General features: G+C 41.7%; 15 protein-coding genes. 4 read left to right on the top strand and 11 right to left on the bottom strand.

Features of this window, described 5'->3' with window-relative positions:
* Positions 1-3: 3 nt before the first annotated feature.
* From AC0VZ8_RS23415 to AC0VZ8_RS23460, 10 genes are all read right to left on the bottom strand, one after another.
* Positions 4-408, bottom strand: a complete 405-nt coding sequence (locus AC0VZ8_RS23415; RefSeq protein WP_475484588.1) for a GNAT family N-acetyltransferase — start codon at positions 406-408, stop codon at positions 4-6.
* 61 nt (positions 409-469) lie between these two features.
* Complete coding sequence (locus tag AC0VZ8_RS23420) at positions 470-1363, bottom strand: carbon-nitrogen hydrolase family protein (protein ID WP_475484589.1); 894 nt, start codon at positions 1361-1363, stop codon at positions 470-472.
* 16 nt (positions 1364-1379) lie between these two features.
* Positions 1380-1901, bottom strand: coding sequence for a GNAT family N-acetyltransferase (locus tag AC0VZ8_RS23425; RefSeq protein WP_162487622.1), 522 nt, complete (start codon positions 1899-1901; stop codon positions 1380-1382).
* An 85-nt stretch (positions 1902-1986) separates the two neighbouring features.
* Positions 1987-2592 carry a hypothetical protein gene (locus tag AC0VZ8_RS23430; RefSeq protein WP_475484590.1) on the bottom strand — a complete coding sequence of 202 codons (606 nt, stop codon included), beginning with the start codon at positions 2590-2592 and terminating at the stop codon, positions 1987-1989.
* Positions 2593-2862: 270 nt separating this feature from the next.
* Positions 2863-4032: an alanyl-tRNA editing protein gene (locus AC0VZ8_RS23435; RefSeq protein ID WP_475484591.1), complete on the bottom strand. Its 1170-nt coding sequence runs from the start codon at positions 4030-4032 to the stop codon at positions 2863-2865.
* A 282-nt stretch (positions 4033-4314) separates the two neighbouring features.
* The gene (locus AC0VZ8_RS23440) at positions 4315-4785 is read right to left on the bottom strand and encodes a hypothetical protein (RefSeq protein WP_475484592.1); all 471 of its coding nucleotides are present in this window, start codon (positions 4783-4785) and stop codon (positions 4315-4317) included.
* A 55-nt stretch (positions 4786-4840) separates the two neighbouring features.
* A complete protein-coding gene (locus AC0VZ8_RS23445; RefSeq protein WP_475487746.1) occupies positions 4841-5146 on the bottom strand; it encodes a DUF4275 family protein in 306 nt (101 codons plus the stop codon).
* 60 nt (positions 5147-5206) lie between these two features.
* Positions 5207-5809 (bottom strand): HAD family hydrolase, encoded by a 603-nt coding sequence (locus AC0VZ8_RS23450; RefSeq protein ID WP_475484593.1) that lies wholly within the window; start codon positions 5807-5809, stop codon positions 5207-5209.
* Positions 5810-6001: 192 nt separating this feature from the next.
* Positions 6002-6376 (bottom strand): VOC family protein, encoded by a 375-nt coding sequence (locus tag AC0VZ8_RS23455; protein WP_475484594.1) that lies wholly within the window; start codon positions 6374-6376, stop codon positions 6002-6004.
* A gap of 103 nt (positions 6377-6479) precedes the next feature.
* Complete coding sequence (locus AC0VZ8_RS23460) at positions 6480-7031, bottom strand: hypothetical protein (RefSeq protein ID WP_475484595.1); 552 nt, start codon at positions 7029-7031, stop codon at positions 6480-6482.
* Between the two features lie 852 nt (positions 7032-7883).
* Between AC0VZ8_RS23460 and AC0VZ8_RS23465 the strand changes: the two genes are divergently transcribed.
* From AC0VZ8_RS23465 to AC0VZ8_RS23480, 4 genes are read left to right on the top strand one after another with little or no spacing between them, the layout of a single operon-like run.
* Positions 7884-9047, top strand: coding sequence for an ABC transporter ATP-binding protein (locus AC0VZ8_RS23465; protein ID WP_475484596.1), 1164 nt, complete (start codon positions 7884-7886; stop codon positions 9045-9047).
* Position 9048: 1 nt separating this feature from the next.
* Entirely contained in the window at positions 9049-9714 is a 666-nt protein-coding gene (locus AC0VZ8_RS23470) for an ABC transporter permease (RefSeq protein ID WP_475484597.1), read from the top strand.
* A 47-nt stretch (positions 9715-9761) separates the two neighbouring features.
* Complete coding sequence (locus tag AC0VZ8_RS23475) at positions 9762-10664, top strand: glycine betaine ABC transporter substrate-binding protein (RefSeq protein WP_475487747.1); 903 nt, start codon at positions 9762-9764, stop codon at positions 10662-10664.
* Positions 10665-10676: 12 nt separating this feature from the next.
* Complete coding sequence (locus AC0VZ8_RS23480) at positions 10677-11375, top strand: ABC transporter permease (protein WP_071221713.1); 699 nt, start codon at positions 10677-10679, stop codon at positions 11373-11375.
* A 64-nt stretch (positions 11376-11439) separates the two neighbouring features.
* On the opposite strand, the gene AC0VZ8_RS23485 is transcribed toward AC0VZ8_RS23480, so the two are convergent.
* Entirely contained in the window at positions 11440-12057 is a 618-nt protein-coding gene (locus AC0VZ8_RS23485; protein ID WP_475484598.1) for an alpha/beta hydrolase, read from the bottom strand.
* Between the last annotated feature and the right edge of the window lie 58 nt (positions 12058-12115).

Here is a 12115-nt window from a genome sequence, read left to right on the forward strand (position 1 = left end):
ACGTCAATTCTTCTTTCTTCTTATTACAAAAGCTTTATCTGCCCTTTCGAATCCGATCCTCTCATAAAATCCTACGGCTTTCGGTGCTGAAGTTAGTACAAATTGAATTTCGTCTTCTCCTAATTTGTCCCTCAATATTCTGATTAGTTCCTTGCCAATTCCTAATCCTTGATATTCCGTATCCACCGCAATATCTGAAATATAGCAGCAATATGAATAATCTGTGATGGCCCTTAAAAATCCCACCAGTTTACTTCCTTCTCTTACCGTTATAATCTCATCCGCATGACCTATCATCCTCTGAATTCGATCTGAATCGCCTACCGGTCTCCTGATCCCTGATCGAATAAATACTTCTTCAACCTCGCTGACAATACAGTTATCATTGATTCTATATTCCAGATCCACAGTTAAACCCTCATTTATTTTATTTTCCAGTCACTAATATGTTTTGGTCTGATGATTCCGTTTATTCTCGTATAAAAGGCTCTTCTACTTTTTCAGATAGTAAATCTTTATAAGCTTTCACTTTCCTAAACGTATTGCCCATCATTTCTGTATTACGATATTTACGAATTTCATCCAGATCAAATTCAGCAATAAATATACCCTCTGACATATGATCTGCCAGCATAATGGTGTTATCGACCGATTTCCCATCAGAATCCCACATAATCGGGCTATAAGCACAAGAACATCCCGCATGTTCACCAGGAGGGTTCGCCATCGCGATACCAACCATATTTTCATATGCTCTTGTAGACAGTGCCTGTAATCTAGGCTTCATGATCCCGCAATCATTGGGAACCAGAATGATTTCTGCCCCTTTTAACATCAATACTCTTGCGCTTTCTGGGTATTCTCTGTCGTAACAAATCATGACCCCAATCTTCACACCGTCGAAATCACATACTTTAAATTCAGTACCAGGCTCCAGCATACGTTCAGTATCAAAATCGCATGTATGGACTTTGCTGTACTTTAATAAAATTTCACCGTTCCGATCAATTACAAAGGCTGAATTTTGAGGACGTTTTACCCCTTTTGTAAAACCCGTGATGACAATACCAATGGATAATTCTTCCGCAATTGCTTGAAAAGATTTTAAGGCTGTATTATTTTCGTCTATTGCCGCCTCATACCAAGCTTTGAAATCAGGATGATTCTCTATCTCTTCTGCCGGAAGCTTGGTTTCAACAATGTCGGGAAAAGCATATGCAGTTATCCAACACTCAGGAAATAATACAATATCTGCTCCAAGGTCTTTGGCTTTTCTTACGTATCTTAAACCAATTTCCGTATTTAGTTTTTGATCAGGTTCACTGCAATTATATTGTACGGTTGCGACTGTAAAGGTTTTCATTATTCTGCACCTCACATTAACTCTTTAGATTCTTAACTAAATAAATCAATAGATCATCATCAACGATAACTGATTCTCCTGGTATTACTTGAACATTTTTATAGGTCATCCCCCTGCCATCCATCACATATCCACGAGATGTATACATTCTTTGGGCATTTCCATAATCTCTGTACAGCCCTACTCCTAGCCCTATGTATGTAGAGGTCTTTGAGGCAAGCAGCTCTAATTCATCAAATAAGCTATTTGCTATATGCTTTCTTCTATGCTCAGGGAATACGTTCAAATCATTAATCTCAGGGATGTTGTTATCAAGAAAATAAGGATACTGAGACTCATAGATTAAATGACAGCATCCTGCTAACGAATCATTGTAATATGCAATCAGTGTTACTCGTTTATTGGTATTGTTCTCACTTAGACACTTATGATAATAATCTCCTTGTCGATACCACCCATAACGCTCAGCAAATTCTTGATCCAATAATTCAGCTTCTTCTAATGTGGTTAGTCTCTTTATGTTTATGATGTCCTTCATGTTTGATCTCCTTCTCTGGACCTCGTTCCCGAAACGCAGCGTGAAATTCTTCGAAATACCTGCATCATCATTTTAATACTTCAAATCATTCAACTCTGAAGACGATTTCAGTACCTGTCTCATTATTTTTAAAGGGTTTGCTAAATTCCTTGAACACGAACTCTATTCCTGAAATATCATCAGGTAAAGGCGGAGATATTACATAGTTATAGGATGCATGGCCTGAAGAACCCCCGCCATTGGTCATTCGACAATCATATTGTTCTCCAACATACAGTTCAAAATGGCTAAGGTTGTATGAACTTGAAGTTTGCTCAGTTGTCATGTCCCAATCCATGCTGAATGTTACTACACTTGCATTAGCGTATTGTCTTATTGAGTTCAGCGTATAAAAGAACATTCCTTTTACAACTGATTTTAAAACCGGAATATGTTTTCTGAACCCTGTTGGATCAACCATGGGTTTATAATGTTCTTCGCTCATAAACGTTCCAAAAATAGCTTTTAGATAATCCTCGTAGAGTTCAAACGTTGTCGCCCATTGTGAAATATACTCAAATGGCGGAAAACCTGGATTGTTGCCTGAAAGTTCCTTCCGCTGTTTCAACAATGCACAGATTTGCTCATCAACATGAATCAAATGTTCATCATAATGCTCGGTTGGACGTTCAAATGGCATACGTTTCATCATTTTTCTCCTTGTTCGATATAAATGTTAGAAATCCAATGCGTGAATACTATGTTATCTGATGTCATTGACTCCAGATACCTTGAACTAGAACTCATAATTGCGCTTTCCCCTTACCGGTCTGTGTATTAATGAAACGCCCCAGCTTAGATATACTTATCTTAGGCTGAGGCGTGATGCCCAGAGTGTTTGTTTTACGCTCTTTGGTTTAAAAAACATGCCGCTAAACTCGCTTAAATGCTTTCAAGTTATAGACCATTACATTTCTTCAAACTAACTTAATGACTGCGCCGCAAAATGGTAAAACGCCATGGCCTCCTCCCCGGTGGCAAAACCAGCCTGTGCCAGCTTGTCGCTGCCTCCGCCTTTACCGCGATAATCAGCCAGATACTGTTTAAAGAACGCACCGCAGGCGAGACTGCTCTTCCCTCCCTGAGCGAGGACAACCTTATGGTCTGCGTTGGACACGAAGAGCACGATAACGTCAGCTTCTTCGGTGAGCTTTGCCGCCAGGTTCTGCATATCCTTCAGCGGCTTATCCGCAAAAACGTGTTGGATCAGGCTGCCCTGACGGTCTGCCAATAGCTTTCCTGCCAGGTAAACATCATTCTCAGCCTTCACGGCGTTCAATTCAGCCTGGAGCAACTTCTGTTCATGATCCCATTTTGCAATCCGGTCCAGAATCTCTTCCTTAGAGGTATTGAACCTGGTAGATAGGCTGCTTAAAATCTCGATTCCCGCATTGAATTCATTCAATGCACGATAGCCGCATTTAAAATAGATACGCAAATGCCCTTTCTGTTTCTCGGCTCTGAGCAGTTTGATCATTCCGATCTCACCTGTTGCGGAGACATGCGTACCCCCACAAGCGTTATATTCGATACCTTCAATTTCTACGATCCGGATATCATCGGTTACCTTTGGCTGCTTCACCAGCGGCAAGGCAGCAGCCTGCTCCCGGCTCACAAAATAATTCGTTACTTTTCGATTAAGGTAAACCTGATCGTTAACTTCCAGTTCCAGCATCATCAGTTGGGCCTGAGACAGCTCAGATCGGGAGATATCAATCGTAGCGTAATCCTGACCCAGGTGGAAACTGAGTGTTTCCGCCTGACATACCTCCAGACACATGGCAGACAGGAGATGCTGGCCGCTATGATGCTGCATATGGTCGAATCTTCTATCCCAATCCAAACGGCAGCTAACCTCTTCCTTCTCAGGCAAATGCTCGACTTTATGCAGGATTTCGCCTTCCTCCTGAACGACATCAAGAACAGGAATTTTATCGATCCACCCCAGGTCACAAGGCTGCCCTCCACCGTGCGGATAAAAGGCCGTCTCCTCCATGATCAGGTAGGTTCCGTCCTCCCGTTCCAGCTTCCGTGTGATTCGTGTCTCCCACTCCCGGATATATGCGGATTCGTAATACAACTTCTTTGTCATCTTCATTTCCTCTCAGTTCCCTAAAATTCACTTAGTATCATGCTCACTACCTTAATAATAGAATAACAAAAAAACATTTAGAAGATGATGGGGCCACCACCAGATTCAATTTCTTTCATTACTTTTTACCGATTCCTTGATTCTGATCGTTTGGATCAATAAAAATCCGTCCTAGATTATGTACTCGATTGATTTTCTATAAATATCATAGCGCCCCCAATGGAATCATATCCTCGGGGCTACAGATTTCATTATTATTAAAATGCTTCGATTCATCATCAGTCACTCCCCATTAAAACCAACCATAGTACGATGCCCTCCAATCATACTGAAATGATTTTTTTCGGTTACTTCATTAAAGAAACCTTTAATCTCGATATGGGGATCTTCTAAGTCAATATTATGATTTCCTTCATACATTTCCTTCGGAGCAAATACGGTAAGAAGTAATTCTTCTCCCGGGCCAATATTGAGCTTATTATTTCTAGTTTCTATCTTAAAATCATTCCCTTTAACACCGTTTTCAAGTTTTATGGGGAAACTTAAATATACATTATTTTGGACTATAATATGACTGGATTTGTTATGCAGCTTTAGTGTGAACATGGTTCCATTTGATTCTTCTTTTTGTTCTTGTAGTTCTATACTTATTTTGCCAATGTCGTCAGAAGTAACTTCATGGTTATTACTGCAACCTACGCTAAGTAGCAAGCATAAGATGACGGAAATCATGATAAATGATTTTCTATTCACTCCCTGAATCCCTCCCAAATCTATATATTCGCACGGTTCATGCATCACGACGAAATTATTTCACTTTATAAAAATAGGGCCCACACATGTCTTCATGTGTATTTACATTCGTCCAAGTAAAATTTTTATTAAATACATAGATATCTTGTTGAGAATCAAAATCCTCTGCGGCTACTGCATTTGCATTACTGTATAGAAGTACACGGGGAGAGTTTTGGTACATAACATATAATTCATCTTTAATTTCAGCATTAAAAGCATTTCTTGCTTCATGTTGTTTCAGACAATCCTGTATTTCATAACTAAAAATATGCCACTTATATTGATTGTAATAAATGCTTTCTTTTATATCGTCACTAATGTTTAATGTAAATGTCTTTCTTCTTCCGGTAAGCTATCTAGAATTAATTGAATCTCTTTTCTAATCAAGTGTTCTCCTCCTCATTGCTATCATGGGTTCAACTTTTTCTATCCATTTATGCTCTTTATCCGCTAACAGGGTTTTCCATCCAAGTTCGATAACCGGTTTCAGATTCTTTTCTTGATCATCAATATAAACAACCGTTTGGCCTGCTTCAAATTGTTTGCCGACATGTTGATATATCTGTATATCTGGTTTTCTTAAACCCACTTGATTTGAAATCGTTATGCTCTTTGTATAGGGTTCTACTCTTTCTAAAATCGATTCCAACCATTCCTTACAATGGTTACTTAAGATATGGATATCTGCAATTTCACTCCACTCCGCCAAATAATTTAATCCAGGAAGAGGTTCCAGTGATTGAATTAATAACGCTCTGGCTTGCTCTTTGTTAATTTGCTTCATTCGCAGACTCATCCATTCCCAAAAATCATCTTCTTTGATCTTTCCAGTCCATAGATCTTTTCGAATCTCATCAAATTGTTCTCGGATGTCTTGAAACGAGATTTCGGTACCCTTAGATAATTGGAGCCAAAACGTAGATGAGAAATTACTGACTAATACACCGGCTAAATCTAATACCAGTTGTGGCTTTGCAGTCATTGAATCGTCTCCCTTATTTGTTACATAGACCCTTTATAAGATCGCTATACTAACGCCTCGATTTAACCTATCCGTTACTTTCCTTTCGTTCTCTCGCCCAGTATTCGTTTTGACCTACTTCCTGGCCCAATAGGCCAAGTTCACTCTCCGATTAGAAAAAAAGCAAGTCTAAAAAGACCTGCTATCTTTATTTTAGAGCCATTCCAAAAACTCAAGGCGATTTCCAAAAGGGTCGTTAAGATAGAAACGTTGTACGCCCTCATCAGACCGTGCATCATCATCAATCACTTGGATACTCTTTTGAAGTAAATATTCTCTCAATGAATCTATATTCTGGACATGAAATGCAGGATGAGCTTTTGTAGCGGGGACAAATTCCTTTTGAACTCCGATGTGTACCTGATGCGTTCCACACTGAAACCAAACACCACCACGCTTCCTTAGATTCTCAGGCTTTGGTATTTCGACCCAACCTAATATGCCAGCAAAAAAGCTTCGAGCTTCTGATTCGCAACCTTCAGGAGCCGCTAATTGAACGTGGTCAATTCCAGAGAATTTGTATAACATACTTTTGTAGCCCCCCATTGTTTCATTATGTGAAACTTAGTTTCAATTCCAGTTTCCATTTTATAGTATACACGCTTGGGAAATCAATTGTTCTATTTAACTTTTATGGTATTTGAATATCTTTTCTTATATCCGTAATGTATGCGTATGCATCATTAATTTCAGTAATTCCTTCAACAACCTTCTCCCTTAATTCCTCAATAAAGAATTGAAGTTCACTCTCTCGTGAATCTATGTCCTTCAAATAATTCTCGTTATAATCCTTGATAAAATCTGATTGGCTCTTATAATATTCAAAACGTTCTAGAACATAAATTTCCTTAAGGGTGATGAATAAAGCTAGAAAATCCCTAAGGTTTCTCGCAACCAAGTTTACTGCATTCTCAAACATAGGTTGTATAAAAATAATCGGGGCCTCTTCTAAATCTTTTATAGATTGATTAAACGTGTAAAAAGCGAAGTGGTCCCCACCTACTCCTGTTCTGCCAAAAACTACAGCGTCCTCTGGTGTGCATTCATACCTGTCATCATCATTATTAAAGCTTATATAAAAGCCTATGTAATCATGGACAGTTTGCCCATGTAATTGATGAAGTTCCTGGTCTAATTCAACAAGTTTTCCCAATGTTTCTGGCCTTTTGTAATTTAATGGCATCTAAGGCTCTCCTGCTATATCAGATTTGTACAATCGCTTATTATTACTATTTTCAGACGTTTCATTTAAAGTTCAGGCAATCCCTTCCATTATTATACATCTGAAACCTAGCGACGGTAGTCCAATAGTTTGAATACTTTGTTATATGATGTTATTCCTTCTCAAATCAACTATCGCTCCTCACTAGTCAATCATTTATCTATCCTTTGGACGATTCTGGACCCAAGGTATCACATATTCAATATCGTTCCATATACATGTTTCAATCCAATGCTAGCTGGGTAATAGAATTAAACATATTATTGCATGAGCAGTTATACGGTCCTACTTAAAAGGGAATCGTTGCTTGCTTACGTATTTTGCATATATCCATTTGGGCCGAGAGAAGCAGTGACACAATGACATTGCTGCTTGATTCGCGCAGGTATAACAGGGATTCATGTATGAGAACGCATATTTTCCCGATACGAACAGGGGCATACAGGCTTGGAATACTTCTTCGGATGGATGTAACAAGGGATTGCATAGTTTGGAAAGCTACACTGCATATAAAGGTGGAATTTTGGGTATGTAAGTCAATGCCATAACGAAGATTTTTAACTTAAATTGTTAGTACCCTCAGGGCTTCCCTCTTAGATCTTTCTCCACCCCTTAATCATGCGCTTAATCCTATTCCATTTTGATTTTTTTATTGCTAACTTGCTTAGCTATTTTCCATTTCTACATAACAAGGCTGAAGCCTTCTCATATCTCTGGCACCGCGCTTTTCCCTCAACAGTTTTTGGGGTCCCCGATGGATGATATGCCAAATGCTCCGCATAATATGGATACTGCTTGCAAAGGGGCGATTGAATGATAGTACTGGAGCATGTGAACAAGGTTTACGATAATGGCTTTCACGCGCTGAAAGACATTAATCTGGAATTCAAAAAAGGAGAAATTACCGTCCTCATCGGACCGAGCGGCTGCGGCAAATCGACTACCATGAAGCTGATCAACGCGCTCAATACGCCATCCTCGGGCAAAGTTCTGATTGACGGTAAGGATATCTCGAGATTGAATCCGGTTGAACTTCGACGCAATATCGGCTATGTCATTCAAAGCGTTGGTTTATTTCCGCATATGAATATCTCCAAGAACGCGGGCGTGGTTCCGCGTCTGAAGAAGTGGGATAAAGACAAAACAGATCAAAAAGTAAATGAATTGTTGGACATGGTCGGACTAGACCACACCATATATGCTACACGCTATCCATCCGAGCTAAGCGGCGGACAACAGCAGCGCGTAGGCGTAGTGCGCGCGCTGGCAGCTGAACCCGATATTATCCTGATGGACGAGCCGTTCTCCGCACTGGATCCCATCAGCCGCGAGCAGCTTCAGGATGAGCTGATCCGTCTTCAGCAGGAGCTCAATAAAACCATTATTTTTGTGACCCATGATATGGATGAAGCTATTAAAATCGCGGATACCATCGTTTTGATGAAAGATGGCGAAGTAATTCAAACAGGTAGACCGGACACCATTTTACGACATCCCGCAAACGAATTTGTACGTGACTTTATCGGTTCAAAACGTCTGCAAAATGAAAATGAAAGCGCCTATGAAATTCCGCTTGTGGATGAAGTGATGATTACGAATCCGGTCACGGCATTCCCGAGCCGGGGATTGGCTGAAGCCATCAAGATGATGGAAATGAAGCGAGTCGATTCGCTGCTGATCGTGGACCGTAACCGTCAGCTTCAAGGCGCAGTTTCGATCTACCGGGTGCTCGACCAATACGGCGAAGAAGGCAAAACCGTGGCAGACGTTATGCATCCTGTCCGTTTTTCCGTGGCTTCGGGAAGCACGCTTCCACAGGCTATTGAGATTATGGACAGTCATCAGCTCAGCAACCTCCCTGTCGTAGACAGCAATAACCGTTTCCTCGGATTAATCACAAGAGGCAGTGTGGTTAAACATTTGGCCGAAGTCTATCCTACGATGGTTCCTCCGGTACTGATCGGAGAGGATGAGTGATATGAACGCATTCTGGAGTTTTATTACGGATCGTTATCCAGATATTCTAAGGGCATTGCAGGAGCATCTGGTCCTCTCATTCTCTGCCGTGCTTTTGGGGACTGTTGTTGCCGTGCCGATCGGTATCCTGCTCGTATACAACCGAGTAGGCTGGATGAACAGCATCGTATTTTTCATTACGAACCTGTTTCAGACGGTTCCGAGCCTGGCGCTTCTGGCTATTCTGATTCCGCTACTCGGCATCGGCATGAAACCAGCCATCCTTGCGCTGTTTCTGTACTCCCTTATGCCCATCCTCCGGAATACCTATGACGGTTTTCACTCCGTGGATAAAGGCGTGCTCAATTCGGCCAGGGGGATGGGATACAGCACCGCCCAAACGATTTTGCGGATTCAGCTTCCCTTATCGCTTCCTTACATCATGTCCGGTGTCCGCATTACGACCGTGTATATCATCAGTTGGGCAACACTGGCTTCCCTGATTGGTGCTGGCGGTTTAGGCCAGCTTATTGTATCTGGACTTGGTGTCAATAAGCCCGAGATGATATTCATCGGTGGCATCGGTGCAATTCTGTTGGCGCTTGTAGCTGACGGACTGCTTGGTCTGCTTGAGGGCTGGCTGAGCAAGCACTACCATCAGAATCAAACCCGGGACGCTGCGATATGAATAACTTCAACCGTAAACAGCGAGCCGGACGGAACAAGGAAGGCGTGATGAAACTGAACAAGCTGAAGAGGATACCGATGTTAGTCTGCCTGATGGCTCTTGCCGCTTTTACCTCCGCATGCGGAATTCAAAGCGACATTACCATCGGGACGCAAACCTATACCGAAACCAAGATTATTGCCGAAATGTATAAAGCGCTGATTGAAGACCAAACCGATCTGAAGGTGGATGTTATCCCGGATCTGGCATCCAGTTCATTGGTCATCAATGCGATGAAACGAAACGACGTTCAGATGGCGACGCTATATACCGGTGAGATTTTCAACAACCATTTTCCGATCAGCGGCACCAAAGACCGCGATCAAGTCTTGAAGGAAGCACAGGATGGATTCCAGGAACACTTCGGGTTCACCTGGATGAACCCTTTGGGTTTTGAGAACACCTACGCGTTCACGGTAAGAAAGGATCTTGCCGAAGCCAACGGGTACACCAAAATCTCCGATGTCAAAAAAGACATGGACACCATGAAGCTTGGGGTAGATACGACATGGCTCGAGAGAAGCACGGATGGATATCCGGCATTCTCCAAAGAGTATGACATCAAATTCGGTCAGGTCTTCCCTATGGAAATTAGCCTGGTATACAGTGCGGTAGCCAATGAGCAGGTGGATATCGTGCTGGCCTACTCAACGGATTCCCGGCTGAAAGCCTACCAATTGCAGACGCTTCAGGATGACCAGCAATTCTTCCCTCCATATGATGCAAGTCCGGTATTGCGTTCGGACCTTTTGAAGAAGCATCCTGAAATTCAGGATACGATAGCGCCTTTAATCGGTCATCTGGATGCAGATACGATGATATCGCTTAATTATCAGGTGGACATTGAGAAGAAAAGCGAGCGGGAGGTCGCAATCGCGTTTTTGAAAGAGCAGGGCCTCTTGAAAAGCTAAAGGAGGGTAAGCATGGAAAGTGAACATTTAACATTTGCCGACTTTTTGTCGTATATATCACGAAATCAGGGGTTGCTCTGGGAGTATTTCATCCAGCATATTACGATGGTCGTTATCGGTCTGGGCCTGGCATTCATTGTCGGAGTGCCGCTTGGCATCCTCTGCTCTAAGAGCAAATGGGCAGCCAAAATCATTTTGTTTATCACCAATATCCTGCAGGTGGTACCGAGCTTGGCCATGCTCGTGGTGCTCATGTTATGGATGGGACTCGGGACGACAACGGTCATGGTGGGACTCTTCCTGTATTCCCTGAATCCAATCGCACGGAATACGTATGTTGGGTTAAAACAGGTGGATCCAAGCTATCTTGAATCCGGAAAAGGAATCGGAATGAGCCCCTTCCAAATGCTCGTGAAAGTGCGTTTCCCGCTTGCGCTGACGTATATCATGTCAGGCCTGCGTATTGCGGCCGTCATCGCCATTGGTGTGGTAACGATTGCTCCCCTCGTCGGAGGAGGCGGGCTGGGACGGGAAATTTATGCCGGACTGAACAGCAATAATTCCCTCCGTATCTTTGCAGGTGCCATTCCTGCGGCCGTGCTGGCAATCGTTGCGGATCTTGTGCTTGGCATGCTCCAGCGTAAGATGGATCTAGCCAAACGAAAGTCAGGTGCGGCTCCATCGCCTGCGAAAATGCAAAATATTAACTGAGGATTGAAGAGTGTACATTTTAAAGGGCATCCCAAAAGATCTAAGATCTTACGGGATGCCCTGATTACTTATTTAGAAACTCCATATATATCCTTACAAGCTTACTTAATATCTCAATACTTTCCTCAACATTCTGGGTCTCTAAACCATGATTTGCATTAGGAATTTCAATGACCTCTCTGGCTTTGTCTATGTTAATTTGGTTTGCAAGTTCCTTACTAAACACTTCATCCTTTGTTCCATAAACCACAAGTCCATTGAATTTGTTGATATAGTGAATGGTGTCTTTAATTGGTGTCAAAAATAAATGTTTGATTGGAATTTCGAGTTTCCCATGAACTTCTCCAGCAACGATTGTTCCTATGCTCTTACTAATAAAAACAACTTGTTTATACTTGCTAATGATTCGTTGAACCGATTCGTGGCTATCTTCTATTACTCTTTGCAGTTCATTAACATCCAAATCCGTTCTCGCAGCTTGATATCCATATTCTAATATCATTAAGTCAAAACCACTTTGAAGTGCGGAGGTTCCAGCAAAATGTAGAATTGGTTTATCACAAGGATAGTTTTTCCCGGGAAACAGAACAACCAACTTGCTGTTTTCCTCATAAAGTTGAATATATTTTTGCTTCATTTCAGTTTTCCAATACGAGGGGACATTTAAAATCTCAAATTTCATCGTTTCCCATCCTTTCCGGTTTTAAATGAATTTATATAACCTTTGGATACCTACGAAC

The organism is Paenibacillus sp. QJM3NY_38, from assembly GCF_056173265.1.